At 64.5% G+C, this 24,860-nt stretch carries 26 protein-coding genes; 21 read left to right on the forward strand and 5 right to left on the reverse strand.

All coding sequences use genetic code 11. The features are described 5' to 3' along the window. The first annotated feature begins 249 nt into the window (after window positions 1-249). From NLM33_RS10795 to NLM33_RS10825, 7 genes are all read left to right on the forward strand, one after another. Complete coding sequence (locus NLM33_RS10795) at window positions 250-771, forward strand: Na+/H+ antiporter subunit E (RefSeq protein WP_254096028.1); 522 nt, start codon at window positions 250-252, stop codon at window positions 769-771. A gap of 10 nt (window positions 772-781) precedes the next feature. Beyond that, the gene (locus NLM33_RS10800; RefSeq protein WP_254096029.1) at window positions 782-1,045 is read left to right on the forward strand and encodes a monovalent cation/H+ antiporter complex subunit F; all 264 of its coding nucleotides are present in this window, start codon (window positions 782-784) and stop codon (window positions 1,043-1,045) included. Next, window positions 1,042-1,335 (forward strand): monovalent cation/H(+) antiporter subunit G, encoded by a 294-nt coding sequence (locus NLM33_RS10805; RefSeq protein ID WP_254096030.1) that lies wholly within the window; start codon window positions 1,042-1,044, stop codon window positions 1,333-1,335. The genes NLM33_RS10800 and NLM33_RS10805 overlap by 4 nt, the downstream gene beginning before the upstream one ends. Next, window positions 1,332-2,276 (forward strand): MnhB domain-containing protein, encoded by a 945-nt coding sequence (locus tag NLM33_RS10810; RefSeq protein WP_254096031.1) that lies wholly within the window; start codon window positions 1,332-1,334, stop codon window positions 2,274-2,276. The genes NLM33_RS10805 and NLM33_RS10810 overlap by 4 nt, the downstream gene beginning before the upstream one ends. Continuing rightward, window positions 2,273-2,617 carry an NADH-quinone oxidoreductase subunit K gene (locus tag NLM33_RS10815; RefSeq protein ID WP_254096032.1) on the forward strand — a complete coding sequence of 115 codons (345 nt, stop codon included), beginning with the start codon at window positions 2,273-2,275 and terminating at the stop codon, window positions 2,615-2,617. Before NLM33_RS10810 ends, NLM33_RS10815 begins: the two co-directional genes overlap by 4 nt. A 149-nt stretch (window positions 2,618-2,766) precedes the next feature. Beyond that, the gene (locus NLM33_RS10820) at window positions 2,767-4,383 is read left to right on the forward strand and encodes a complex I subunit 5 family protein (protein ID WP_254096033.1); all 1,617 of its coding nucleotides are present in this window, start codon (window positions 2,767-2,769) and stop codon (window positions 4,381-4,383) included. Between the two features lie 258 nt (window positions 4,384-4,641). Beyond that, a complete protein-coding gene (locus NLM33_RS10825; protein ID WP_254096034.1) occupies window positions 4,642-5,145 on the forward strand; it encodes a DUF1269 domain-containing protein in 504 nt (167 codons plus the stop codon). 17 nt (window positions 5,146-5,162) lie between these two features. Here the strand turns inward: NLM33_RS10825 and NLM33_RS10830 are convergent, their stop codons facing one another. Further along, on the reverse strand, window positions 5,163-5,873 hold the full coding sequence (locus tag NLM33_RS10830) for a Bax inhibitor-1/YccA family protein (RefSeq protein WP_254096035.1): 711 nt from the start codon (window positions 5,871-5,873) through the stop codon (window positions 5,163-5,165). A gap of 235 nt (window positions 5,874-6,108) precedes the next feature. Between NLM33_RS10830 and NLM33_RS49595 the strand changes: the two genes are divergently transcribed. The 14 genes from NLM33_RS49595 to NLM33_RS10895 all read left to right on the forward strand — a co-directional run bounded on the left by NLM33_RS49595 (window position 6,109) and on the right by NLM33_RS10895 (window position 21,197). Next, window positions 6,109-6,339, forward strand: a complete 231-nt coding sequence (locus NLM33_RS49595) for a hypothetical protein (RefSeq protein WP_371929928.1) — start codon at window positions 6,109-6,111, stop codon at window positions 6,337-6,339. A 183-nt stretch (window positions 6,340-6,522) separates the two neighbouring features. After that, complete coding sequence (locus tag NLM33_RS10835; protein ID WP_254096036.1) at window positions 6,523-7,962, forward strand: basic amino acid/polyamine antiporter; 1,440 nt, start codon at window positions 6,523-6,525, stop codon at window positions 7,960-7,962. Window positions 7,963-7,995: 33 nt separating this feature from the next. Continuing rightward, on the forward strand, window positions 7,996-8,232 hold the full coding sequence (locus NLM33_RS10840) for a hypothetical protein (protein WP_254096037.1): 237 nt from the start codon (window positions 7,996-7,998) through the stop codon (window positions 8,230-8,232). 33 nt (window positions 8,233-8,265) lie between these two features. Further along, entirely contained in the window at window positions 8,266-9,402 is a 1,137-nt protein-coding gene (locus NLM33_RS10845) for an AI-2E family transporter (protein ID WP_254096038.1), read from the forward strand. Beyond that, on the forward strand, window positions 9,399-10,001 hold the full coding sequence (locus NLM33_RS10850; protein ID WP_371929929.1) for a hypothetical protein: 603 nt from the start codon (window positions 9,399-9,401) through the stop codon (window positions 9,999-10,001). Before NLM33_RS10845 ends, NLM33_RS10850 begins: the two co-directional genes overlap by 4 nt. A 1-nt stretch (window position 10,002) precedes the next feature. Continuing rightward, entirely contained in the window at window positions 10,003-10,488 is a 486-nt protein-coding gene (locus NLM33_RS10855; RefSeq protein ID WP_254096039.1) for a DUF992 domain-containing protein, read from the forward strand. 160 nt (window positions 10,489-10,648) lie between these two features. Beyond that, on the forward strand, window positions 10,649-11,206 hold the full coding sequence (locus NLM33_RS10860; RefSeq protein WP_254096040.1) for an HdeD family acid-resistance protein: 558 nt from the start codon (window positions 10,649-10,651) through the stop codon (window positions 11,204-11,206). An 18-nt stretch (window positions 11,207-11,224) separates the two neighbouring features. Next, window positions 11,225-11,527, forward strand: coding sequence for a twin-arginine translocation signal domain-containing protein (locus NLM33_RS10865; protein ID WP_254096041.1), 303 nt, complete (start codon window positions 11,225-11,227; stop codon window positions 11,525-11,527). Between the two features lie 43 nt (window positions 11,528-11,570). Beyond that, window positions 11,571-11,810 (forward strand): hypothetical protein, encoded by a 240-nt coding sequence (locus NLM33_RS10870; protein ID WP_254096042.1) that lies wholly within the window; start codon window positions 11,571-11,573, stop codon window positions 11,808-11,810. 45 nt (window positions 11,811-11,855) lie between these two features. Further along, window positions 11,856-13,079 (forward strand): efflux RND transporter periplasmic adaptor subunit, encoded by a 1,224-nt coding sequence (locus NLM33_RS10875; protein ID WP_254096043.1) that lies wholly within the window; start codon window positions 11,856-11,858, stop codon window positions 13,077-13,079. Next, the gene (locus NLM33_RS10880) at window positions 13,076-16,228 is read left to right on the forward strand and encodes an efflux RND transporter permease subunit (protein WP_254096044.1); all 3,153 of its coding nucleotides are present in this window, start codon (window positions 13,076-13,078) and stop codon (window positions 16,226-16,228) included. The genes NLM33_RS10875 and NLM33_RS10880 overlap by 4 nt, the downstream gene beginning before the upstream one ends. Window positions 16,229-16,231: 3 nt before the next feature. Continuing rightward, window positions 16,232-17,302: an HlyD family secretion protein gene (locus NLM33_RS10885; protein WP_254096045.1), complete on the forward strand. Its 1,071-nt coding sequence runs from the start codon at window positions 16,232-16,234 to the stop codon at window positions 17,300-17,302. Further along, window positions 17,299-20,082: a ribosome-associated ATPase/putative transporter RbbA gene (gene rbbA, locus NLM33_RS10890; RefSeq protein WP_254096046.1), complete on the forward strand. Its 2,784-nt coding sequence runs from the start codon at window positions 17,299-17,301 to the stop codon at window positions 20,080-20,082. Before NLM33_RS10885 ends, rbbA begins: the two co-directional genes overlap by 4 nt. A gap of 2 nt (window positions 20,083-20,084) precedes the next feature. Then, window positions 20,085-21,197 (forward strand): ABC transporter permease, encoded by a 1,113-nt coding sequence (locus tag NLM33_RS10895; RefSeq protein ID WP_254096047.1) that lies wholly within the window; start codon window positions 20,085-20,087, stop codon window positions 21,195-21,197. A 12-nt stretch (window positions 21,198-21,209) separates the two neighbouring features. Here NLM33_RS10895 and NLM33_RS10900 read toward each other — a convergent pair whose 3' ends face one another. The 4 genes from NLM33_RS10900 to NLM33_RS10915 are packed head-to-tail and all read right to left on the reverse strand — an operon-like array spanning window position 21,210 to window position 24,798. After that, on the reverse strand, window positions 21,210-21,977 hold the full coding sequence (locus NLM33_RS10900; protein ID WP_254096048.1) for an SDR family NAD(P)-dependent oxidoreductase: 768 nt from the start codon (window positions 21,975-21,977) through the stop codon (window positions 21,210-21,212). Next, on the reverse strand, window positions 21,974-23,089 hold the full coding sequence (locus NLM33_RS10905; RefSeq protein ID WP_254096049.1) for an ABC transporter ATP-binding protein: 1,116 nt from the start codon (window positions 23,087-23,089) through the stop codon (window positions 21,974-21,976). The genes NLM33_RS10900 and NLM33_RS10905 overlap by 4 nt, the downstream gene beginning before the upstream one ends. 10 nt (window positions 23,090-23,099) lie before the next feature. Continuing rightward, entirely contained in the window at window positions 23,100-23,957 is an 858-nt protein-coding gene (locus NLM33_RS10910) for a carbohydrate ABC transporter permease (RefSeq protein ID WP_254096050.1), read from the reverse strand. Further along, on the reverse strand, window positions 23,950-24,798 hold the full coding sequence (locus tag NLM33_RS10915; protein ID WP_254105737.1) for a carbohydrate ABC transporter permease: 849 nt from the start codon (window positions 24,796-24,798) through the stop codon (window positions 23,950-23,952). The genes NLM33_RS10910 and NLM33_RS10915 overlap by 8 nt, the downstream gene beginning before the upstream one ends. Between the last annotated feature and the right edge of the window lie 62 nt (window positions 24,799-24,860).

A 24,860-nucleotide genomic window follows, 5' to 3' on the forward strand; every position in this document is an offset into this window, starting at 1 on the left:
TGTCGGCATTTTTGCTGAAAGGCCCGGCTGTCAATATCGGTAATTCTACTCGGAGTGGCCGGATGGAATCGTGGTTAGCCAGGGTTCGGACCCTAGGAGATTCCCGGGACGCGATCAGGAAATCACCCAATATTCCCCGGTTCCACCGACAGCGCATGATGCAATCGTCCGTCGTTGCAGCGTGCATGGCCGGTTCAAGACAGGGGCCGAGCCCGGTGACGTGATGCGCGGGCGATCGAGGAAGCCGACATGACGGGATCCTCAGGCGATCAAGATGCACGCTCGGGCATCACGAATGGTGGCGTGTGGTCGAGTGCGATCTCGCGGGCCGCATTGTTCCTCGGTCTCTGGCTCGTGCTGGCCGGTGCCAGGCCTGCCGATCTTCCCGCCGCGGCAGCCGCCGTGGCGGCCGCAACCTGGACGAGCCTGCACCTGCTGAAGCCGAGCCCATCGCGGCGTTCGCTCAATGCGATTGCCCGACTGGCGCTGCTCTTCCTGTACCACTCCGTCGTCGCCGGATTGGACGTTGCACGACGCGCGCTCGATCCCCGGCTGCCGCTCCGCCCGGGATTCGTGGCTTACCCAACCAGTCTTTCGCCCGGCATGCGACGTAACGTGTTCACGACGCTCACCAGCCTGCTGCCGGGAACGGTGCCATCCGGGCAGAGGAACGGAGATATCCTCTATCATTGCCTCGACGTCGAACAGCCCGTGCTTGCCGACCTTGCCGCAGAGGAGGCGGCGCTTGTTCGAGCTCTCTACAATGACTGATTTTCTAACAGTGGCAGTCGGCTTCATCCTGACGATGCTGGCGCTCGGGCTGGTGTCGATCCTGCGCGGTTCGAGCGACGCCGATCGCATGATGTCGGCGCAGTTGATCGGGACCGGAGGGATCGCTGCGCTGCTGCTGCTTGGCACGGTCACTGGCGTGCCGGCTGCCGTCGACGTGGCGCTGATCCTGGCATTGCTAGCCACCTTCGCATCCATCGCGTTCGTCAAGAAGGGGCTTGCGCGCCTCGAAGCCGATTCAACGGACAGCACATGAGCCTCGCAGGCGACATCGTGACAATCGTGAGCGTATCGGCGGGCGCCTTCTTCTTTCTGGCCGGCACCGTCGGCCTGCTTCGCTTTCCCGACACCTTGACCCGTCTGCATGCGCTCACCAAGGCGGACAATCTCGGCCTGGGCTTCGTCGTGCTCGGATTGCTCCCGCAGGCAGCAAGCCTGCGTGACGGGTTGAAATTGATCAGCATCTGGTTGCTGGCGCTGCTGGCAGGCGCAACCGTCTCCCAATTGATCGCGCGTAGCGCGCGCCAAAGCGGATCGGCAAGATGAGCATCGCGACAGTCTTCGAGATCGTGCTCGCCGCCGTGGTGCTAGGCCTCGCCGTCTGGACGATTGCCGTACGCGAGACCTATTCGGCAACGGTCGGCTTTGTCGCCTACGGACTATTGGTTGCGCTGGTCTGGGTGCGTCTGGACGCCGTTGACGTCGCCCTGACGGAGGCCGCAATTAGCGGAGGCCTGGGTGGAATCGTGCTGTTGGGTGCCGCAGCCCGGCTACGGGACACCGAGGCGACGACCACGGAAACACCGAGCCGGATGGTGCGTCTCGGCGGGGCTGTACTCTCCGCGGCAGTCGCTGCCGCACTGGCGATCTTGATCCTGCTCTTGCCTGATCCCGCACCAACGCTCGCGCCGGCAGCCGCCGCGAATGCCTCGGCGACAAGCCTCGCCAACCCCGTAACCAACGTGCTGATGGCGTTCCGCGGGATGGACACCATGCTCGAGAAGGTCGTGCTCCTGCTCGCCATCGTCGGTGTCTGGTCGCTTGCATCGGATCAGGCCTGGGGTGGCCGTCCGGGACCCCGCCACGAAGCCGATCCGAATGGCGTTCTCGCCTTTCTCGCGCGGCTGTTGCCGCCCGCCGGTATCGTCATCGGCATCTACATCCTGTGGACCGGAGCCGATCATCCGGGCGGCGCGTTTCAGGGCGGCGCGGTTCTGGCATCGATGTGGCTCCTGGTCATCATGGCGGGATTGGCGGACACGCCGCCTGCGAGCAGCCGACGGTTGCGGCTTGTCCTCGTGGCCGGGCCCGGCCTGTTCCTCCTCATCGGTCTTGGCGGGCTCTGCTTCGGCTCGGCGTTTCTTGCCTATCCGATCGCCTTCGCCAAGCCGCTGATTCTGAGCATCGAGATCGCGATGCTGCTGACGATTGCGGTCACGCTCGCCCTGCTGCTCGCCGGCGCACCGGAACGGAGAGTGCAGCGATGAGCGCCGTGACGGTATTCGGATTGAGCGCGGCTACCGCGGTCGGACTAGGGCTCTACGGCCTGATCACGAATACGCAGCCGCTGCGCAAGATCATCGCGTTCAACCTGCTCGGCAGCGGCGTATTCCTCCTGTTCGGCATCATCGGACGCCGGGGCGCTGCAGCGGGCTTTGGCAACGATCCGGTGCCTCAGGCCCTGGTGATTACCGGAATCGTCGTCGCTTTCTCCGCGACAGCCCTCGCGATCGCCCTGTTGTTGCGGCTGTACCAGACCGCTGGCTCAACGACGCTGCAAAGCGGCGCGCCGCGCGCGGGCTCGCGCGCCGATCCCGCCGGTGGCTGATGCTGCCCCCTGTCCCCGCACTGGCGACGACCGCGGGCGGCTTCCTGCTCGTGCTGTCGATCGTCCTGCCCGTCGCGGGCGTCCTGCTGGCCTTCGCTCTCGGCGACCGCTACGTCCGGCTGGTTGCCTTCGCGGTCTTGCCGATCGGGTTGGCGATCGCCGCGGCTATCCTGCTGGCGCTGCCGCAGAGCGATGGCCACCTCGTCTATCTGCTCGGCGCCTGGCCGCCACCGCTTGGCGTAGCGCTGCGTGCGGACGGACTGTCAGCTGTGATGATTGCAGCGACGGCGGTCGTGATTTCTGCGGTCGCCATCTATGCCGCGTCTGATTTTCGGCCTGCAGCTGCGGCGCGGGCACCGGCCGCATTCTGGATTCTGCTGCTGGCAATATGGGGGGCGCTGAACACGATCTTCGTGGGGGGAGACCTCTTCACACTTTATGTCGCCCTGGAACTGTTGACATTCGCCGCAGTGCCCTTGGTCTCGCTCGACGGCCGTTCGGAGACACTCCAGGCGGCGTTGCGATATCTGCTCTTCGCGCTGCTTGGGTCGGTGCTTTATCTGGCGGGCACGGCCCTGCTCTATGGTCTTTATGGCACACTCGACGTCGTGCTGCTGTCACGTCGCGCCAACGCGCAGCCGGGCACGCTCATCGCCGCTGCATTGATGACGACCGGTCTTCTTGCCAAGACTGCGCTCGTTCCCTTGCATCTGTGGCTGCCGTCCGCCCACGCGGGCGCTCCGGCAACCGCCAGCGCGATCCTGTCGGGCCTCGTCGTGAAAGGGTCTTTCTTCATCATCGCGCGACTTTGGTTTCAGTTGATGCCGGCACTGCCCGGCTTTGCGGCTACGCAGCTACTCGGAGCACTGGGAGCAGCGGCAATCGTGCTCGGAAGCTTTGTCGCTCTACGGCAGGAGCGGCTGAAACTCCTGATCGCCTATTCGACCCTGGCCCAGATCGGCTATCTCTTCCTGATGTTCCCGCTGGCACTGGATGCGTCGGACAGGCTGGAGGCCGGCGATGCCCTGGCAGGAGGAATGCTACAGACCATCACCCACGCCATGGCAAAGGCGGCGATGTTCATGGCCAGCGGATCGATTTACGCAGCACTTGGTCATGACCGCGTCGCAGGGTTAGGTGGTGTTGCGCGAGCACTTCCCCTCAGCACCCTGGCTTTCGCGTTCGGCGGAATTGCGCTGATGGGCGTACAGCCGAGCGGCGCTTCCGTTGCCAAAGATCTGCTGTTGCAAGCCGCGGCTGAAAAGGGACAATGGTGGTGGGCAATTGTGCTCCAGGCCGGCGGGATCTTCACGGCCGCCTACGTTGTGCTTGTCCTGGCGCATGCGTTCGCACCTTCGCCGAACCTCATCGCTCTTGCGAGCCCGGTGCCACGAATTCGGGACTTGGCGCCGCTTGTGCTGGCTTTCGGCTCGCTCCTGCTCGGCCTCGTGCCCTTCGGAAGTTACCTTCCGGCTGCGTATGACACGGCGCCAAGCGGATTGAACTTTGCGCCGCTGTCGAAAGCTATTGTCCCCGTTTTCGGAGGCACCGTACTGGCATTCCTCGCCCGCCCGGGGGCTCATTCGCCCGCGTCTCCCACAGCCCGGCTCCTCATGCGCCCGGTTTGTTCGCTCCGGGAAGGCTGCATCGCGCTCGGCGACCTCATCGAACAGGGCAACGATCTTCTTTGCCGATGGCCGACGGCAAGTATTTCCCTTCTTTCACTCGCTGTGCTCTTCAGTGCTTTGATGCTTGCAACCGTGTAAAGCAACGGCAGACCGAAGTTCGGATCGCTCGGTCGGCCAGGAACTTACCCAATTTGCCACCTAGTCGAGGATCAGGATTTCCCCACTCGCCAGGGACCCGGCCGGTTGCCTTGCGCGAGCCTTTTCGCGCATCGGAACATTCATCCTTTGAGCCAAGGGTTTTCTCCGATGCCGCGCACAGCGCCGGCGGACTACCTTCACTCCGGAGCGCACCATCGGCAACATCCCGCCCAGCCGACAAAGCGTAAGGAGGTTTCGATGTCCGATCTCGTCGCGATCGTGTACCCGACCGAGGCAAAAGCCGAGGAAGTGCGTCAGCGGCTCCTCAAATTGCAGAAGGAATACCTCATCACAATCGGCGACGCCGTGATCGCCGTCAAAACCGATACCGGCGGCATCAAGCTCAACCAGCTCGTCAACACCACGGCCGTGGGAGCGATGACCGGAAGCTTCTGGGGGCTGTTGATCGGCGTCTTGTTCCTGAACCCGATCCTCGGTGTCGCGGTCGGCGCGGCGTCCGGCGCCCTCGGCGGCGCACTGTCCGATTTCGGCATCGACGATGCCTTCATGAAGGAGCTGTCAGCCAACCTCCACACCGGCAATGCTGCCCTGTTCGTCCTGATCAAGCACATGACGGCGGACAAGGTGCTCAAGGAGATCAAGGACGCCGGCGGCGTCGTGCTGAAGACGTCACTGGACGAGAGCAAGGAAAAGATGCTGCGTGACGCACTCGCCAGCGCAGCGGAGCGGCCGGCGGCTTGACGCCGCCTTCCACCGCTTTAGCGACGATTGCCGAAAAGGCGCAGCAGCATCATGAACAGGTTGATGAAGTTGAGATAGAGCGACAGCGCGGCGAGAACGGACTTGCGGCCTGCCGACGTCTCATCGTCCGTGCTGTCGTACATCGCCTTGATGCGCTGCGTGTCATAGGCGGTGAGGCCTGCAAAGACACCGACACCGACGATCGAGATCAGCCAGTCGAGCCCGGTCGACCTCAGGAAGAGGTTGACCAGGCTTGCGATGATGATGCCGATCAGGCCCATGAACAGGAAGGTGCCGACCCCGGACAGGTCGCGCCTCGTCGTATATCCGTACAGGCTGAGCGCGCCGAAGGTCGCAGCCGTGATGAAGAACACGCGGGTGATCGAGGAGCTGGTGTAGATGTGGAGCAGGATCGAGAGCGAAATGCCGACGAGGGCGGCATAGACAAAAAACAGCGTCCTCGCCGTCGAGACCGACAGCGTATTGATGCGCGATCCCAGGAAGAATACCAGCGCGAGCGGCGCCAGAATGAAGACCCACATCACCGGACTTTGCAGCCAGGCGGGATCAACCAGCTGGTAGGTCAGCCACGCCGCGACCGCCGTCACGCCGACGCCCGCGGCCATGTGATTGTAGATCCGCAACATGTAGTCGCGCAGTCCGACGTCAAACGCAATCGCGCGGCCTGCCTGGCCTGAGTCCGCCAGGTTCTGATCATAGTTCGACATCGCTCTCCTCCTCTCGCACGTCGGCGGGATGAGATCAGGCTATTCCGGTGTGCAGGTTCCAGACATCAGCTGATCACCCGAGGATTCGGGGTGAATTTCCCCTGGTCGGACGGCGTGGCGATCGCCTCGACCTTACCAGAGCGCAATCTGCCAGACCGCTCGTCATCCCTTTGGCGGATGAGCCTTACGGGTTTGTCACTGGCAGCCGTCCACGCTGCGGCCTAATGCAGCCAGGATGCGCTACTTCTTTCACATTGTCGACAGATATGGCCTGTTCCCGGACAGGATTGGATGCGAGCACGGCGACCAGGATGCGGCACTGGAGCATGCCCGGCGGATTGCCGCCGAGCTCGCCAAGACTGGAGAGTTCTTTCGGTCCAGCTTCGTATTTGTGGCGCGGGCTCCGGCACCCGGTTCGCTGTCGAGTTCCGATCGACCCTCGGCTGCGCAGGTCAGGGAAGCCTGAGGACGGCTCTTTCGCAAGCGTCCGGCGATGCCGATTTACGGCCATTGCCCTCTACAGAGAATCCCTGATGTGCGGGCGGGAAAGCCGCCCTAAGGTCGTAGGCCTCAAGGGTCGGCCGACATTCCGCGATTCCCCGCGATCTGTCGTATCAGGCTCATTTCCGATCGGGAGGCCATTGCTGTCATGGCTCCTTCGTCGAACGAGGCCGCTCAGACGCTGTCACGCAGTGCGCTCACCGCGCTCGTGATCGGGTCGATGGTCGGTTCGGGCATCTTCGCGTTGCCCGCATCCTTCGGCCGGGCAACGGGCGTGCTTGGGGCCATCATCGCCTGGATCATTGCCGGTACCGGCATGCTGATGCTGGCGCTAGTGTTCCAGGCACTCGCCCGCCGCAAGCCGGAGCTGGATGCCGGCATCTACGCCTATGCGAGGGCCGGGTTCGGGGATTACATCGGCTTTGCCTGTGCCGCCGGTTATTGGATCGGCTGCTGTCTTGCCGACGTCGCCTGTCTCATCCTGATCAAGGCCACGCTCGGACAGTTCTTCCCCGTGTTCGGCGACGGCACGACGCCGACGGCGATCGCGGCGGCATCCGTGCTGCTGTGGGGCGTTCACGTCCTGGTGCTGCGCGGCATCAAGGGAGCGACCACCCTCAACACGATCGCGACCTACGCCAAGATCATCCCGATCCTGGCGTTCATCATCGTAGCGATCTCCGCCGTGGACGCCGAACGGCTCTCGCAAAGCTTCTGGGGAACGGACGAGCCATCCCTTCCCGACGTCTTTGCGCAGGTCCGCGGCACGATGCTGCTTACCGTCTTCGTCTTCGTCGGGATCGAGGGCGCAAGCGTGTACTCCCGCTATGCCATGGATCGCTCCGACGTCGGAGTTGCGACCGTCATGGGCTTCCTCATCGTCCTGAGCCTTCTTGTCCTGGTCACGCTGCTGTCCTACGGCGTGATGCCGCGCGAGGCGCTGGCGGCGCTTCCAACGCCGTCGATGGCCGGCGTGATGGAGGCGATGGTCGGCCGCTGGGGCAGCATCTTCATCAGCATCGGGCTCCTGATCTCGATCCTCGGAAACTACCTGTCATGGTCGCTGCTGGCGGCCGAGGTCCTGCATTCGGCCGCGATGAACCGCACCATGCCCTCCTTCCTGGCGCACATGAACGCGCACCAGGTCCCGGCCGGCGCGCTCTGGCTCACCAACTGCGTGATCCAGGCCTTTCTGCTCATCACCTGGTTTGCGGAATATGCCTTCACGCTCGCGCTCAAGATGACCAGCGCGATGACTCTGATCCCGTATCTCTTCGTTGCCGCGTATGGGCTAAAGCTCGCCTCTCTCGGCGAGACCTACGATGCAGGCGAGCGCGCCCGCACCGTCGACTGGGTTCGCTCGGCGGTCGCAACGCTCTATGCGGCCGGCATGATCTACGCGGGCGGGCCAAAATTTCTGCTGCTGTCGTCCATCCTGTATGCACCCGGAACGGTGCTGTTCTTTCTCGCAAAGCGCGAGCGCAAGGAGACGACGTTCAGACCATTCGAAGCCGTCACATTCGCAGCGCTGGCGGTCGCCGCATGCGCCGGCATCTACGCACTGACCGTCGGAGCTATCTCGATCTGAACTCATTCGTTTGGTTGTCAACTGGAGGCGAGCATGAACATCCGGGCCATCTGCGGCGTTCTGATCCTTGGACTGGCAGCAGCGATTGCACCTTCGGCGCTCTCTCTTGCGCAGTCCGACACCAAGGGCGTAGCCGCGCCGAAAGAGCCAGGCGCGGCCGCGCCCAGCACCACCGCACCCAATACCAACATGAACCCGACGAAACACCGCTACTGGCGCCATCGCGGCGGCACGCATCCGCACTATGGCAGCCGTCGGGTTCGCACCTAGAAAAGGGATGAGATCCCGCGAATTGGTCGATCGATGAGCGACACCCGGATCGGACAGGACAGGCTGCGCGAGGTGGTGCGGCGCGACGAAGCCGACCCTGCCGGAGGCGGTGGCCGGCGCAGCCTGCTCACGACCGGACTCACCCTGCTCGCCGCATGCGTCACACTGTTCCTGGCATGGCAATCCGTTTCGAGCCTCCTCGTCGTCTTCGCGGGCGTGCTGTTTGCGGCGCTCCTGGATGCTGCCGCGCGGGCGCTCGCGCCTGCCCTCCCGCTTAGGCGGGTCTGGCGCTTGACGCTCGTGCTTCTGTTCCTCACCGCCCTGTCGGGACTTGGTCTCGTTTGGGGTGCGCGCAAGCTGCCGGAGCAGACGCGGATATTGCTCAAGGTGATGGACGCCCAGCTCGACATCCTCCAGCAGCACCTGTTGTCGTACGGCGTCGATCTGCTCGGTCCGGAATGGGGCCGGGATTTCGCGCAATGGCTGTTCTCCGATCAGGGCCGGCTCCTCAGCCACGCCCAGTTCGTGCTGGGAGGCGCCTCGAGCGTGCTGACCGCCACGCTGGTGATCCTGTTCCTCGGAATCCTCTTTGCGTTCGATCCCACCAGCCATCGCGAAAGCCTGGTCATGCTGGTGAAGCCGCCCTATCGCGCACGAACGCGCGAGGTGATGGACGAGATGGGCAACGTCATGCGACTCTGGTTCGTCGGACAGCTCATCCGCATCATCCTGATGACGCTGTGCGTCTGGGTAGCGCTTTACCTCATCGGGCTGCCCGGTCCGTTCGTGCTTGGACTCCAGGCGGGGTTGTCGAACTTCATCCCGTATCTCGGGCCTATCGTTGCCGCCATTCCGATCGCGCTCGTCGCGATGCCGCTCGGCGGTTCGCTGCTGATCTGGGCCGTCGTCGTCTATACGATCATCCAGTCGATCGAAGGCTATGTGATCGGCCCGTTGATCCAGCGCCAGGCCGTGGAAATCCCGCCGGCCTGGACTCTGGTTGCGATCGTCCTGCTCGGCGCGCTGTTCGGCGTCATGGGCATTGCACTGGCGATGCCGCTGGTTGCGATCGGCCGGGTCGCAATCGTCAGATTCTATGTCGAGGATTACCTCGGCGATGGTCCCGGACTGGCACTCAACAACGGCAAATCACGCGTGGGTGACCCATGAACGACACTGAGCGCGAGATGGATACACAGCAGGCGGAGAGCGGCGAAGCTTATTCGGGTATGGCCCATTTCCTGTGGCGGCAGCTTCCCTATGTCGTGGCGTTGGTGCTGGCGATTGCCGGCGTCGGCTACACCAATGTCTCGCACCAACCCCTCGTCGGCTATTGGGAGTTCCTGGCACTCGCCATCGGTGTGGTCTGTGTCATCACCAAATGGCCGGAGGTCGACGGCAAGGAAGCCCGGTTGCGGTTGATCTGGACACAGGCGCTGCACTGGGTCGCCGTCCTGGTCACGATGAACATCATCCTGGTGTCGGGCGTGCAACAATTGCTTCCGACACCGGCAACAGGTCTCGTTTTGCTGACATTGCTCGCGCTCGGAACGTTCCTGGCGGGCGTCAGTCTTCTGTCGCTGCAGATTGCCTTCCTCGGCCTTGCAATGGGCTTGGCCGTTCCGGCGATATCCTGGCTGAAGCAGTCCTTCTTCTTCTTCCTGCTGGGCGCCGTGCTCCTCATCGGCCTCGCCCTCACCTTCTGGCTTCGCCAGGACCGGCGGCCGAGGAGCGCGCCCGCCGACACCAAGACGCACATGGAGGCCTGACATGCGAATGACACGGATCGTTGCACTGATCGGCGTATCGGCGCTGCTATGCGCGCTCACCCTGCCCGCGCGCGCGGAGACCTTCAGGGTCGGCCGTCTCCTGTGCTTCAGCAACCCGCGCGTCGGGCTGGTGCTCGGATCGGCGCAGACGCTGCGTTGCGTGTTCCATGCGCGAAACCCGGCCCGACAATACATCTATGAGGGGCGGATCCGGCGCGTTGGCCTTGATATCGGCGTGACCAGCGCAGGCACCCTCTCCTGGGCCGTGCTCGCCAAGAACTCGCGCATCGGCCCCGGCACCCTGCGCGGCAACTACGTCGGCGCGAGCGGCAATCTCGCACTGGGACCCGGCCTCGGCGCCAATGTCCTGGTCGGCGGCTCACGACGCAGCGTCATGCTGCAGCCGCTCTCGATTGAGCGATCGATCGGGCTCAATCTCGCAGCCGGCGTCACCAATCTCACGCTGGGGCCGAGGGGACAGCGATAGCGATAGCCGGCGCCTGTCGCGCGCGATAGCGGCGCCGCCGTTCAAGCTAGATGGGAATATTCCCGTTCCGACGCTCAGGGTTTCGTCCGATATCGGCGTTGCGGGTTCCAAGCTAGCATTCAGGCGTGTCGATCGAGCCATTGCCGATGAGGAGAATGGCATGACAGCCTATGACGGCCGAACCGAGATCGAAGGTCTCGTTCCGCCCCCATTCTGGGTGTGCGCGCTGCTTGGCATCGTGCTGATCGCCGCCGGTCTCTTTGCTCTCGGCGACGTCGTGTTCGCGACCCTCATCAGCGTCAAGCTGATCGGCGTGATCGCGATCGCGGCCGGCGCGTTCGAGATCATGCACGCCTTCTGGACCAGGGGATGGGGCGGCTTCCTGTGGCAGGTTGTGCTTGGCGTGCTCTATCTGGCGCTCGGTTTCCTGCTGCTCAGCCAGCCTGTGTCGGGTGCTCTCATCCTGACCTACTTCCTCGGCGCGATACTGTTCGCCTCGGGCGCCATTCGCTGCGTGCTGAGTTTCGCGCATTGGCGGCAGAACGGATGGATGATGCTCATCTCCGGCGCCTTTGCAACGCTCGCAGGTCTCGTGATCCTGCTCGGATTCCCCGACATCAGCATCTGGGCCCTTGGATTCCTGCTGGGCGTCGACCTGATCTCGCACGGCCTGGCGTGGCTGCTCTACGCGCTGCAATCCGTGCGGCGAACTGCGTGACAAGAAGAGGAGAAGATGATGAACGCTCCCACCCGCCGTGCTTTCCTCGGCTTTGCCCAGAATGCCGTTGCCGCCGCAGCGATCGGCGCCATCGGCGTTCGCTTGATCGAGAGCGCGGAAGCCATGCCGATCGCTCCCGATCTTGGCCTCGCCGGCAAGCCGGACGACCTCGTCACGACTCAAGGGTGGGGACCATCGCCCGCTCCCGGCTGGGGATCTCCCGGTTGGGGGCGACCGCCACCGCCGCCGCCGCGACGCAGGCGCCGCTGGGTTTGCTGGTGGCATCGCGGCCGTCGTCATTGCGGATGGCGGTGGAGGTAGCACCGCCTTCTCGCACGTCCGTAACCCAGCGATGGAGGACACCGTGCGCACCAACAACCAATGGCTCCTTGCGGCCGTGCTGGCCGTCCTTCTCATTGCAGCCACCTGGTACTGCGTGTCGGTATGGCAGGCGACGCCCATGCCGCTCTACGGCAACATCATCCTGGCCGGCGCCGCGATCATGATCCTGGTGTCCGGCTGCGGCCTGATCGCGCTGATGTTCTACAGCCGTCGCAAAGGCTACGACGAGCCTGCACGCAGCAACCGGACAACGCATGAGTGAGCGCGGCCTGAGCCACTGATCCAGGGCCTGGGCAAGGAGCGGACGATGGACCTTGCACAAGCCTCGGTCAGAATCTTGGTGGCAAGCGTTGTGACGATCTTCACCGGCGAGACAGCCTGGACGCAGGCTGCTCCCGCCGGTCCTCCTGCGGTCGGCGTCGTGGAAGCGACCAAGCGGCCGATCACCGAGACCAGCGAATTCATCGGGCGGATCGAGGCGATCAATCGCGTCAACGTCGTCGCACGCGTCACCGCGTTTCTGGAAAAGCGCCTGTTCGTCGAAGGTGCGGAAATCAAGACCGGAGATCAGCTCTATCATCTCGAACGCGGCCCCTTCGAAGCCGACCTCGAGGCAAAGCAGGCACAGGTAGCGCAGCTCCAGGCGACGCTCGAGAATGCCAAATTGACCACCGAACGCGCACGCACGCTGCTCGGAGGACCGGCCGGACAACAATCGACCTATGACGCGGCGATCGCGAACCAGCGCAGCCTGGAAGCGCAGGTTCAGGCCGCGCAGGCACAGGTCGAGGCTTCCCGGATCAATCTCGACTACACTGTGGTCAGCGCGGCGATCGAAGGCAAGATCGGACGCACGTCGGTCACCGAAGGCAATGTCGTCAGTCCGAGTTCAGGCGTGTTGACCACCATTGTCAGCCAGGATCCGATGTACGTCACCTTCCCCGTGCCGCTGCGCCAGGGCCTGGAATTGCGCGAGCGCTATGGCCCGAAAGGCGGCCTGGAAGCCGTGGTGATCAGGCTCCGGTTGCCCGACGGCCGCATGTACGGCCAGGCTGGCAAGCTGAATTTCGTCGACAACACCATCGCGCAGAACACCGACACGGTTACCGTGCGCGGCGAGATCGCCAACCCGATCCTGCGGGCACCTTCGGCCGCGGGCGTGACCGTCCACGAACTGACCGACGGCGAATTCGTCACCGTTGTGCTCGAAGGCGTCCAGCCGGTCGAGGTGCTGGCGATTCCCCGCTCCGCCGTGCTCTCGGACCAGCAGGGTGACTATGTTCTCACCGTCGGTCCCGACAACAAGGCCGAGCAGCACCGCATCAAGCTCGGACAATCGACGCCGATCATTGCCGCCGTGATCAGCGGGCTCACCGCCGGCGACAAGGTCATTGCCGAGGGCCTGCAGCGGGCCCGTCCCGGCCAGGTCGTCGCGCCCGGTCCGGCAAGCCCGCTGATCCTGTCGAGCATGAACGCCGCTACGGGCGGCGACGCCGACACGTCCGGCAAAGCGGTGGGCAAAAAGCCATGATATCCGCGGTCTTCATCGATCGTCCGCGACTGGCGATGGTGATCGCATTCATCATCACCATCGCCGGTGCGCTCGCGCTGATGCAGATCCCGGTGGCGCAATTTCCGGACATCGTGCCGCCGCAGGTCTCGGTCTCCGCTACCTTCCCCGGCGCGTCCGCGGAGGTGGTCGAAGGCAGCGTCGCCCAGCCACTGGAGGCGCAGGTCATCGGCGTGGACCGCGCCCTCTACATGAAATCGACCAGTGCCAATGACGGCACCTATACGCTCACCGTTTCCTTCGCGCTCGACACCAACCCCGACATCAATACGGTCAACGTCAACAACCGCGTCCAGAGCGCGCTGTCGCAACTGCCGACGGAAGTCCAGCAGCAGGGCGTGACGGTCCGCAAGCGGTCCTCGGCGATCCTGCAATTCCTGGTGCTATACAGTGCCGACGGACAGCAGGATCCGCTCTTCATCACCAACTATGCCATCATCAACGTGCTCGATGCCCTCGCCAGCACGCCGGGGGTCGGTCAGACCAATCTGTTCGCCAAGATGAACTACTCGATGCGGATCTGGTTCGATACGCAGCGGCTGACCAGCCTCAATCTGACTCCGTCGGACGTCATTGCCGCGATCCGTGCACAAAGCGTCCAGGCGCCGGTCGGCCGCATCGGCGCGCGGCCGATCAGCGATGACCAGCAATTCCAACTCAATGTGCAGACCCTCGGCCGGCTCGCCACCACCGATCAATTCGCCAACATCGTGCTGCGCGCCAATCCGGACGGCTCCTCGCTAGTGGTGAAGGACGTTGCGCGGGTCGAGATGGGCGCGCAAACTCTCGACAGCGAAGCGCGGATCGATGGACGCGCTGCCGTGCCGATCGCGATCTATCTCGCACCGGGCGCCAATGCCGTGACGACCGCGAAGGCGGTCGCGGCGACGATGCAACGCCTGTCCAAGCGATTCCCGACCGGACTCAGCTATCTTGTGCAATACGACTCCACGAGCTTCGTGTGGGATACGATCACCGAGGTCCTGCGGACACTTGCCGAGGCCTTCGTCCTGGTCGTGATCGTGGTGTACCTCTTCCTCGGCAATCTCCGCGCCACCGTGATCCCGGCCGTGGCCGTTCCCGTGAGCCTCATCGGCACTTTCGCCGTGCTGCTGGTGCTCGGCTATTCCGCCAACACGGTGTCGCTGCTCGCAATGGTGCTCGCCATCGGCATCGTGGTGGACGACGCGATCGTCGTCGTCGAGAACGTCGAGCGCGTGATGGAGGAAGAGCCGGATCTGTCGCCGACCGAGGCCGCCAAGAAGGCGATGACGCAGATCACCGCGCCAATCATTGCGATCACGCTGGTGCTGCTCTCCGTGTTCGTGCCGATCGCGTTCATTCCAGGCATTTCCGGCACGCTGTTTCGTCAGTTCGCGGTGACGATCAGCGCGGCGATGATCATCTCGGCATTGAACGCGCTGACACTGTCGCCGGCGCTGTGCGCGCTGTTCCTACGCCACACCGGGCCCCGGCGCGGCATCATCGGGCGCGTGCTTGATGGCATCGACTGGTTGCGCGACCGCTACAGCAGCGGCGTGCGCCGACTGTTGCGCGTGGCTACCCTCTCGCTCCTGCTCGCGGCCGTCTTCGCCGGTGCGATCTTCGGCATGTCGCTGATCACGCCGACGGGGTTCCTCCCCGAGGAAGACCAGGGCGCCTTCTTCACGTCGGTGCAGCTCCCGGACGGCGCGTCGGTCGCGCGCACCAGCGAGGTCACTCAACGGATCGAAGACATCCTGAAGAAGATGCCGGCCGTCGATCACGTTCTTGCCGTCATCGGCTTCTCACTGCTCGACGGCGCATCCGAGCCGAACAGCGCGCTGGTCGTGACCCGGCTCAAGCCTTTTGCCGATCGCAAGGCTGCGGCCGATTCCGCACAGGCCTTGATCGCGCAAACCTTCGCAGCCGGCGCGCAGATCCCACAGGCAAACGTGCTGCCCTTCAACATGCCGCCGATCATCGGCCTCTCCACCTCCGGCGGGTTCGAATACCAGCTCGAGGCGCTGGAAGGACAGAGCCCCGCGGCGATCTCCAGTGTCACCAGCGCACTGATCGGCGCCGCCAACGCAGATCCAAGGCTGACGCGCGTCTTCTCGACGTTCACGGCGACCAATCCTTCGATCTTTCTCGACATCGACCGCCGCAAGGCGCAGGCGCTCGGCGTCACCGTCAGCGACATCTTCACCGCCTTGCAGGCGACGCTCGGCGGCATCTACGTCAACAACTTCAACCTGTACGGCCGCACCTGGCAGGTTAACGTCCAGGGCGAGGCGTTCGATCGCGCCGATATCTCCGACATCTGGCGGATCTACTTGCGCAACGACACCGGCCAGATGGTGCCGATACGGTCGCTGGCCGGCATCAAGATCGTGACCGGACCGCAGGTGATCACCCGCTACAACAACTATCGCTCGGTGACGGTGAACGGCAGCCCGGCGCCAGGCATCTCGTCCGGCACCGCGATTGCAACCATGGCGGAGATCTCCAACACCGTGCTGCCGGCGGGCTACGGTTTCGAATGGACTGGCACCGCCTATCAGGAGCAGCAGGCCGCCGGCCAGACCGGCATCGTGCTGATGCTCGCCGTATTGTTCGCCTATCTGTTTCTGGTCGCGCTCTACGAAAGCACGGTGATCCCGATCCCGGTGCTGCTGTCGGTCGTCGTCGGCGTGCTCGGCTCCTATGTCGGCATCAAGATCGCCGGGCTCAATCTCGATCTCTATGGTCAGATCGGCCTCGTGGTCCTGATCGCGCTCGCCGCCAAGAACGGTATCCTGATCGTGGAGTTCGCAAAGGAGCAGCGCGAGGCGGGCGTGGCGCTCCACGATGCGGCGATCCGGGGGGCGCACATGCGCTTCCGCGCGGTCATGATGACATCCGTTGCGTTCATCCTCGGTCTCCTGCCGCTCGTCATCGCAACCGGCGCCGCCGAGCTCAGCCGCCGTGCCGTTGGCACCGCCGTGTTCGCCGGCATGCTCGCCGCAAGCTCGATCGGGATCTTCATGGTGCCGATGCTCTACGTGACGTTCCAGCGCCTGCGCGAGCGGGTGAAGACGAAATCCGGATCAACCACCCACCTGACGCCCCCCGTCGATGAAACGGCCTAGACCATGACGCGCAATCGAAAACGCTGGCTGCTAGCCCTCCTTGTCGCAGCCCTCGGAGTGGGCGGCTACTTTGCCTGGCAGAAGCTGGGAGGCGACAGCCTTCCGCCCGGCTTTGCCAGCGGCAACGGCCGCATCGAGGCGGTCGAGATCGACATTGCGACCAAGACACCGGGGCGCATCAGGGACATCCTGGTGAGGGAGGGTGATCTGGTCTCAGCCGGACAGGCGCTGGCGCAAATGGATACCGTGCAGCTCGAGGCGCAGTACCGCCAGGCCCAGGCGCAATTGCGCCGCGCCACGATCGGGATCGAGACCGCCAAGAGTGTCGTGACCCAGCGCGAGGCCGAGAAGAAGACGGCAACCGCCGTGATCGGACAGCGCAGCGCCGAGCTGGATGCGGCCGATCGAAAGCTGCAACGTTCGGAGCAATTGATCAGGACCAACGCCGTGTCCCAGCAGGTGCTCGACGACGACCGGGCGGCCGCCAACGGCGCGCGCGCGGCCGTGGCCGCGTCAGAGGCCCAGCTCGCCGGCTCGGAAGCCGGGATCAGCGCCGCCGAGGCCCAAGTCGTCGATGCCGAGGCTGCCGTCGAGGCGGCGAAGGCGGCCATCGAGAGCATCAAGGCCGACCTCAACGACTCGACGCTGCGCGCGCCGCGCGATGGACGCGTCCAGTTCCGCGTCGCTCAGCCGGGCGAAGTGCTCTCCGCCGGCGGACGCGTGCTCAACCTCGTCGACCTCGGCGACGTCTACATGACCTTCTTCCTGCCGACGGCGCAGGCCGGCCGCGTCGCGATCGGCTCGGAGGTCCGCCTCGTGCTCGACGCCGCGCCGCAATGGGTCATTCCGGCCAAGGCGCCGTTCGTCGCCAGCGTTGCTCAGTTTACGCCGAAGACCGTCGAGACCGAGGAGGAGCGCCAGAAGCTGATGTTCCGCGTCCGAGCCCATATCTCGCCGGACCTGCTGCGGAGAAATATCGAGCAGGTCAAGACGGGCTTGCCCGGCCGCGCCTTCGTCCGGCTCGATCAAAACGCCGAGTGGCCGGCGCAACTGACGGAACATCTGGTCAAATGAGCGACGCGTCGAACGGCGATCAGCCAGCTTCTTCGGCGCCGGTCATACGCCTGGAAGCGGTCGGGCTGTCCTATGACAAGACTCGCGCACTGGACGGCATCACGCTCGACGTTCCCTCGGCACGCATGGTTGGATTGATCGGACCTGACGGTGTCGGAAAGTCCAGCCTGCTTTCGCTCGTCGCCGGGGCGCGCGCGATCCAGGAGGGCCGCGTCCACGTGCTCGGCGGCGACATGGCGGACGCTGCGCACCGGCGGCGGACCTGCCCGCAAATCGCCTACATGCCGCAGGGCCTGGGCAAGAACCTCTACCCCACCCTCTCCGTGTTCGAGAATGTCGATTTTTTCGGGCGCTTGTTCGGACACGACCGGCATGAGCGCGAAGAGCGCATTCAGCAACTCCTGGAAGACACCGGCCTTGCTCCCTTCACAGACCGGCCCGCCGGCAAGCTTTCCGGCGGCATGAAGCAGAAGCTCGGCCTCTGCTGCGCTCTGATCCACGATCCCGATCTCCTGATCCTCGATGAGCCCACCACGGGCGTCGACCCGCTCTCGCGGCGGCAGTTCTGGGAGCTGATCGAGACAATCCGAAAGGATCGTCCCGGCATGAGCGTGATCGTCGCCACCGCCTATATGGAGGAAGCCGCGCGCTTCGACTGGCTCGTGGCAATGAACGACGGCCGGGTGCTGGCCACCGGCACGCCGGCAGAGCTGCTGCAGCAGACCGGCGCCGACAATCTCGATGCCGCCTTCATCGCCCTGCTGCCTGAGGAGCAGCGACGGGGTTACAAGGAAGTGGTGATCCCGCCGCGCGCGAGCGAGCATGACGACGACATCGCGATCGAGGCCGAGCAGCTGACCGTCAGGTTTGGCGACTTCACGGCCGTCGATCGCGTCAGCTTCCGCATCGCGCGCGGCGAGATTTTCGGCTTCCTCGGCTCCAACGGCTGCGGCAAGACCACGACGATGAAGGTGCTGACCGGACTGCTACCCGCCAGCGAAGGCGAGGCCAGGCTGTTCGGGCACGAGGTCGATCCCAACGACATGGATGTCCGCCGGCGGGTCGGCTACATGTCGCAGGCCTTTTCGCTCTATTCCGAGCTGACGATCCGGCAGAACCTCGAGCTGCACGCACGCCTGTTCCGCCTCGCGCCTGACACCATCGAAGACCGCGTCCGCCAGATGGTCGAAGACTTCGACCTCACCGACGTCATCGACGCGCTGCCCGACGCACTGCCGCTCGGTGTGCGCCAGCGTCTGTCGCTGGCAGTCGCCATGATCCACGCGCCCGACATTCTGATCCTGGACGAGCCGACGTCGGGCGTCGATCCGGTCGCGCGCGACGGCTTCTGGCAGATCCTGTCCGACCTGTCGCGGCGGGACAACGTCACGATCTTCGTGTCCACCCATTTCATGAACGAGGCCGAGCGCTGCGACCGTATTTCGCTGATGCATGCCGGCAAGGTGATGATCAGCGATACGCCGGTGCGAATCGCGGAGCGTCGCGGCGGCGGCAACCTGGAGGAAGCCTTCGTCGCCTACCTGAAAGACGCGATCGCCGCGACAGACGCGCGTGAGGCGCGCACCACGCCGCATGTCGCGACCGAACCTGCCGCCGCCAAGGCGCACGGCGCCGTCCATAGTGCATTGAGCTTCTTCGATCCCCGACGCGTGTTTGCCTACACCAAGCGCGAAGCGCTCGAGCTCAGGCGCGATCCGATCCGCGCCACGCTTGCCGTTCTCGGCAGCCTCATCCTGATGTTCGTGATGGGCTACGGCATCAACATGGACGTCGAACATCTCTCCTTCGCCGTCATGGACCGCGACGACACCACCATCAGTCGCGACTATGTCCTGCAGATCGCAGGGTCCCGCTATTTCACCGAGCTCGCGCCGATCACCGATTATGACGACCTCGACCGCCGCATGCGCAATGGCGAGCTGAGCCTGGCCATCGAAATTCCACCCGGTTTCGGGCGCGACGTCGCGCGCGGCAGCAACGTCCAGATCGGCGCCTGGGTCGACGGCGCGATGCCGTCGCGCGCAGAGACGGTGCGCAGCTACGTGCAGGCGATGCATGCGACCTGGCTGGCGCAGCGCGCCCGGCAACTCCTGGGCAATGCCGCGACCACCGGCGACTACCAGCTCGAGGTCCGCTTCCTGTACAACCCCGATATCAGAAGCATCGTCGCGATGGCGCCCGCCGTGATCCCGATCCTGCTCCTGATCATCCCGGCGATCCTGGCGACGCTGAGCGTCGTACGGGAGAAGGAGCTGGGATCGATCATCAACTTCTACGTCACGCCTGTGACCCGGATCGAGTTTCTGCTCGGCAAGCAGCTCCCCTATGTCGCGCTCGCCATGCTGAACTTCTTCCTGCTGACGGCTTTCGCCGTGTTCGCATTCGGTGTTCCCTTCAGGGGCAGCTTCGTGGCCTTCACGGCGGCCACCCTCCTCTACGTCGTCATCACGACGGCAATGGGGCTGGTGATCTCGTCGTTCATGACGAGCCAGATCGCGGCGATCTTCGCGACCGCGCTGCTCACCATGATTCCGGCCACGCAATATTCGGGGCTGGTCGATCCGGTATCATCGCTCCAGGGCGCAGGCGCGATCATCGGGCGAATCTACCCGACGGCCCATTTCGTCACCATCACGCGCGGCACCTTCTCGAAAGGGCTCGCCTTCGGCGATCTTTCAGAACCGTTCCTTGCGCTTCTCGTCACCATCCCTGTGCTGCTCGGGCTCGGGGTGCTGCTCCTGAAGAAACAGGCGAACTAATCATGCGCGCAGGCAACATCGTCCAGCTAGGTGTCAAGGAACTGCGCGGCCTGTTGCGCGATCCGATGATGCTGGCGCTGATCGTCTATGCCTTCACGGTCTCGATCTATACCTCGTCCAGGGCGCAGCCGGAGACGCTGAACCAGGCGGCGCTGGCCATCGTCGATGAGGACAGGTCGCCGGCCGCCACCCGCATCGTCACCGCGTTCAGTCCGCCCTATTTCACCGTCCCGCAGCTGATCCCGCAGTCGGAGATGATGTCCCGCATGGACGCCGGGCTCGACACCTTCGCGCTCAACATCCCGCCCAACTTCCAGCGCGACCTGCTGGCGCAGCGATCGCCCGCCATCCAGCTCAACGTCGATGCGACGCGCATGTCGCAAGCTTTCACGGGAAGCGGCTACATCCAGTCCATCGTCAGCGACGAGGTCAGCGAGTTCCTGTCCCGCTACCGTTCGACCGCGCCGCTGCCGATCGATCTGGCAATGCGCGCGCGCTTCAATCCAGAACTCAACAAGGGCTGGTTCGGCGCCATCAACAATGTCATCTCCTCGGTCACGATGCTCTCGATCATCCTGACCGGCGCGGCGCTGATCCGCGAACGCGAGCACGGCACCATCGAGCACCTGCTGGTCATGCCGGTGACGCCGTTCGAGGTGATGGCGAGCAAGATCTGGTCAATGGGGCTCGTCGTCCTCATCGCCGCCAGCGTCGCGCTCATCTTCATCGTGCAGGGACTGCTCGCGGTCCGGGTCGGCGGCTCCGTCCCGCTGTTCCTGTTCGGCACGGCGCTCTACCTCTTCGCGACCACAAGCATGGGCATCTTCCTCGCCACATCCGCCGGCACCATGCCGCAATTCGGCCTGCTCCTGATGCTGGTGCTGATGCCGCTCCAGATGCTGTCAGGCGCGACAACGCCAAGAGAGAGCATGCCGCAGATTATCCAGGACATCATGCTCGCCGCGCCGAACACCCATTTCGTCATCCTCGCGCAAGCCGTCCTGTTCCGGGGTGCGGGGCTGACCGTCGTCTGGCCGCAATTCGCGGCCCTGCTTGCGATCGGCGGGATCCTGTTCTTCGTGTCACTTCGCCGCTTCCGGCAATTCCTGCGATGAATGCACTCTTTCCTAGCCGAGGCCGCCGTCGACCTGGAAGCACTGGCGCGTCACGCGTTTGCTGTCGTCGGACGCGAGAAACAGTGCCATTCGCGCGATATCCTCGGGTGTCACTGCGTCAGGAATGGCCTGCCGCGTGCGGAGTTCAGCGATCGCCTGCTCGTCGGGATACCAGAGCCGGCGCTGACGCTCCGTGATCACCATGCCGGGCGCAATCGCATTGACGCGGATGCGGTCCGGGCCGACCAGCCGAGCCAGCGAGTTGGTGAAGCCGACGATCGCCGCCTTGGCCGCAGCGTAAACCGGCAGCGCCGGCGCGCCGCGCATCCATGCGATCGACGACATGTTGATGATCGAACCGCCGCCGCGTGCCCGCATCTGCGGCACGATCGCCTGCGCCGTGAAGAAGACGTGCTTGAGATTGGCCCCGATCATCCAGTCGAATTCGGCCGGCGTCACCTCGGACAGAGACTGGCGCTGGTCGTTGGCGGCATTGTTGACCAGCACCGCGGCATCGCCAAGCGCGCCGTGGACGCGCGCCATCGCCTCGCGCAGGGCGTCGATGTCGAGCAAATCGCACGGCACGAACAGCGGCGCCGCGCCGCTTGCGCCCGTCACCTCCCGCACCAGCGCTTCGCCGGCTTCGGTGTCGATGTCGAGGAAGGCGACGCGGGCCTTTTGGGCCGCGAAGGCTCGCACGAAGGCCGCGCCGATGCCGCTGGCGCCTCCGGTGATCAACACCACCTGGCCCGCAAGGCCCGGATAACTCGTCTCGGTCATGCGATCAGCCGCTCCGTCTCGGGGTCGAACAGGCAGATGCGGCGCGTGTCGAGCGCGAAAGCGGCGCGCTCGCCGGGCACCGGCCGGATGTCCGGCGCGATCCGCGCCAAAGCGGACTCGCCGCCGAGCCGCAACAGCACGATGGTCTCCGCGCCGGTGGGCTCGACCATCTCGACCGGCGCATTGACGACGACGGGCGCCCCGGCGCCGTTGGAGAAACCGCGACTTCCCTCGGCGATGCATTCCGGCCGAATCCCGACCACGATGTCGCGGCCGACAAAAGAGGCGGCCGCGTCATACCCTTGCAGCCGCAGGCGGGCCTCGTCCGGCCGCCCTGCCCCGATGACGACGACCGGCCCGCCATCTTCGGCTTCCAGCCGCGCCTTCATCGTGTTCATCGGCGGCGAGCCCATGAAGCGGGCGACGAACAGATTGGCCGGATAGCGGTAGACGGTGTCGGGATCGGCGAACTGCTGCACCTCGCCCTGGTGCATGACGGCGATCCGCGTCGCCATCGTCATCGCCTCGATCTGGTCATGGGTGACGTAGACGATGGTCGCGCCGATGCGCTGATGCAGCCGCTTGATCTCCATCCGCATCTCGACGCGCAGCTTGGCATCGAGATTGGAGAGCGGCTCGTCGAACAGGAACAGCAGGGGGTCGCGCACCAGTGCGCGCCCCATCGCCACGCGCTGGCGTTGGCCGCCGGACAGTTGCGACGGCTTGCGGCCGAGCAGCGGCTCGATCTGCAACAGGCGCGCGACATTGGCCAGCGCCTTCTCCTGCTCTGCCCGCGAGACGTGGCGGCATTCCATGCCGAACGTGATGTTCTGGCGCACCGTCATCGACGGATAGAGCGCGTATGACTGGAACACCATGGCGATGTCGCGGTCCTTCGGCGGAACGTCGTTGACGATCCGGCCGCCGATTTCGATCGTCCCCGCGCTGGGGCGATCGAGCCCGGCCACGATATTGAGCAGCGTTGACTTGCCGCAGCCGGATGGCCCGACCAGCACGGTGAACTCACCGCTCTCGATGTCGAGATCGATCCCCTTCAGCACCTCCAGATTGGCGTAGCGCTTCGACAGGGCGCGAATGCTCAAAGCTGCCATGACGTCTCCATTATTTCACGGCGCCGGCGGTCAGGCCGCGTACGAAGTATTTGCCACCGATCAGATAGATCAACAGGGTGGGCAGGGCAGCGATCACGACCGCGGCGCTTTGCACGCCATGCTGCGGGATATCGGCGACCGCGGCTGAGAGCGCGATCAACGCGGCGGTGACCGGCTGCTGTTGGCCGGTCGTGAACGTCACGCCATAAAGGAACTCGTTCCAGATATGCGTGAACTGCCAGATCACGGTGACGACCAGGATGGGCGGCGAGAGCGGCAGAATGATCCGCCAGAAAATGCGAAAGAACCCCGCGCCATCGATGCGCGCGGCCCTTATCAATTCCTGCGGGATGGCAACGTAGTAGTTGCGGCAGAACAAAACCGTGAAGGAGAGCCCCTGGATCGTGTGGATCAGCACCAGTCCCGTGAGCGTGTTCATCAGGCCCGTATCGCGCAGCACAATGGTCCAGGGCAGCAGACGCATCTGCTGCGGAAGGAAGATGCCGAGCGTGACGACGCCATAGATCCACTGATCGCCGCGAAAGCGCCAGAGCGAAACCGCGTAACCGGCGACCGCACCGAGCAGGGTCGAGAAGATCGTCGCAGGAATGGTGACGAGCGCGGAGTTCAGCATGTACGGCCGGATGCCTGCGCAGGTTTGCGCCACGCAGAAGTCGGACCAGGCCGTGAGGTAGTTGCCGAAGGCCCAGTGCAGCGGCCAGCCGATCATCGAGGTCTGCGCGATTTCCTCGTTGCTGCGCAGCGAGTTCAGCACGACGACGATCAGTGGTACGAGCCACGCCGCCGCGACCAGCGAAACGACGAGATAGATCAGCATGCGGCTCGGCGCAAAGTTTCGCTCACGCATGAGCCGCCCGCCGTCGCTGGAGATATCGCCACGCGGCGTACGGCAGCAGCACCGCGAGAAGAATCAACAACATGAGCACAGCCGCCGCCGCACCGCGACCGAGCAAGCCCCGCTGGAACATCAGGTCGTAGACGACGAGAGCCGGCAGCTGGGTCGCAAGTCCAGGACCGCCGTTGGTAAGCGCGCGCACGAGATCGAAGGTCGAAATGGCGAACTGCAGCTGGATGACGATGACGGTGACGGTGATCGGCCAGAGTGTCGGCAGGATCACGCGCCGGTACATGCGGACCGGCCCGGCGCCGTCGATCTGCGCGGCCTTGATCAGGTCGGCATCGACGGACCGGAGGCCGGCGAGGAACAGCGCCATGGCGAAGCCCGAGGATTGCCAGATCGCAGCGATGACGATCGTCCAGATTGCCATGTCGCGGTCGACCAGCCAGTCGAAGCGGAAGGAGGTCCAGCCTAGGTCCTGGACGAGCTTCTGGATCCCAAGGCCGGGTTTGAGCAGCCAACTCCAGACCGTGCCGGTGACGACGAACGATACCGCGAGGGGGTAGAGGAAGATGGATCGCAGCACGTTCTCGCCGCGAATGCGCTGGTCGATCAGGATCGCAAGCATGAGGCCGGTCACCAAACTCAGCAGCACGAAAGCGCTGCCAAACAGCAGAAGATTGTCGAAGGCGATGTTCCAGTTCCGGGTCGCCAGGACCGACGTGTAGTTGCGCAGACCCACCCAGCCCGAGACCGGGACAAGCGTGGATGGCGTGAACGAGATCCAGATCGTCCACAGCGAAAACGAAACTAGGTGCGCCGCCGATAACAGAAGCGGCACCCAGATCATCAGATACTCGGGCAGCCGGCGCACCACGCCAGGTTTCGTCAGCCGCCCTGTTCGCGGTGCCG

The sequence above is a fragment of the Bradyrhizobium sp. CCGUVB1N3 genome, assembly GCF_024199925.1.
Taxonomy (GTDB): Bacteria; Pseudomonadota; Alphaproteobacteria; order Rhizobiales; family Xanthobacteraceae; genus Bradyrhizobium.

What these genes read in the sequence shown, in the direction of transcription:
- NLM33_RS10795 (WP_254096028.1), top strand. Translation starts at nt 250, where the DNA reads ATGACGGGATCCTCAGGCGATCAAGATGCACGCTCGGGCATCACGAAT.
- NLM33_RS10805 (WP_254096030.1), top strand. Translation starts at nt 1,042, where the DNA reads ATGAGCCTCGCAGGCGACATCGTGACAATCGTGAGCGTATCGGCGGGC.
- NLM33_RS10810 (WP_254096031.1), top strand. Translation starts at nt 1,332, where the DNA reads ATGAGCATCGCGACAGTCTTCGAGATCGTGCTCGCCGCCGTGGTGCTA.
- NLM33_RS10815 (WP_254096032.1), top strand. Translation starts at nt 2,273, where the DNA reads ATGAGCGCCGTGACGGTATTCGGATTGAGCGCGGCTACCGCGGTCGGA.
- NLM33_RS10825 (WP_254096034.1), top strand. Translation starts at nt 4,642, where the DNA reads ATGTCCGATCTCGTCGCGATCGTGTACCCGACCGAGGCAAAAGCCGAG.
- NLM33_RS10830 (WP_254096035.1), bottom strand. Translation starts at nt 5,873, where the DNA reads ATGTCGAACTATGATCAGAACCTGGCGGACTCAGGCCAGGCAGGCCGC.
- NLM33_RS49595 (WP_371929928.1), top strand. Translation starts at nt 6,109, where the DNA reads ATGCGCTACTTCTTTCACATTGTCGACAGATATGGCCTGTTCCCGGAC.
- NLM33_RS10835 (WP_254096036.1), top strand. Translation starts at nt 6,523, where the DNA reads ATGGCTCCTTCGTCGAACGAGGCCGCTCAGACGCTGTCACGCAGTGCG.
- NLM33_RS10840 (WP_254096037.1), top strand. Translation starts at nt 7,996, where the DNA reads ATGAACATCCGGGCCATCTGCGGCGTTCTGATCCTTGGACTGGCAGCA.
- NLM33_RS10845 (WP_254096038.1), top strand. Translation starts at nt 8,266, where the DNA reads ATGAGCGACACCCGGATCGGACAGGACAGGCTGCGCGAGGTGGTGCGG.
- NLM33_RS10850 (WP_371929929.1), top strand. Translation starts at nt 9,399, where the DNA reads ATGAACGACACTGAGCGCGAGATGGATACACAGCAGGCGGAGAGCGGC.
- NLM33_RS10855 (WP_254096039.1), top strand. Translation starts at nt 10,003, where the DNA reads ATGCGAATGACACGGATCGTTGCACTGATCGGCGTATCGGCGCTGCTA.
- NLM33_RS10860 (WP_254096040.1), top strand. Translation starts at nt 10,649, where the DNA reads ATGACAGCCTATGACGGCCGAACCGAGATCGAAGGTCTCGTTCCGCCC.
- NLM33_RS10865 (WP_254096041.1), top strand. Translation starts at nt 11,225, where the DNA reads ATGAACGCTCCCACCCGCCGTGCTTTCCTCGGCTTTGCCCAGAATGCC.
- NLM33_RS10875 (WP_254096043.1), top strand. Translation starts at nt 11,856, where the DNA reads ATGGACCTTGCACAAGCCTCGGTCAGAATCTTGGTGGCAAGCGTTGTG.
- NLM33_RS10880 (WP_254096044.1), top strand. Translation starts at nt 13,076, where the DNA reads ATGATATCCGCGGTCTTCATCGATCGTCCGCGACTGGCGATGGTGATC.
- NLM33_RS10885 (WP_254096045.1), top strand. Translation starts at nt 16,232, where the DNA reads ATGACGCGCAATCGAAAACGCTGGCTGCTAGCCCTCCTTGTCGCAGCC.
- rbbA (WP_254096046.1), top strand. Translation starts at nt 17,299, where the DNA reads ATGAGCGACGCGTCGAACGGCGATCAGCCAGCTTCTTCGGCGCCGGTC.
- NLM33_RS10895 (WP_254096047.1), top strand. Translation starts at nt 20,085, where the DNA reads ATGCGCGCAGGCAACATCGTCCAGCTAGGTGTCAAGGAACTGCGCGGC.
- NLM33_RS10900 (WP_254096048.1), bottom strand. Translation starts at nt 21,977, where the DNA reads ATGACCGAGACGAGTTATCCGGGCCTTGCGGGCCAGGTGGTGTTGATC.
- NLM33_RS10905 (WP_254096049.1), bottom strand. Translation starts at nt 23,089, where the DNA reads ATGGCAGCTTTGAGCATTCGCGCCCTGTCGAAGCGCTACGCCAATCTG.
- NLM33_RS10910 (WP_254096050.1), bottom strand. Translation starts at nt 23,957, where the DNA reads ATGCGTGAGCGAAACTTTGCGCCGAGCCGCATGCTGATCTATCTCGTC.
- NLM33_RS10915 (WP_254105737.1), bottom strand. Translation starts at nt 24,798, where the DNA reads ATGATCTGGGTGCCGCTTCTGTTATCGGCGGCGCACCTAGTTTCGTTT.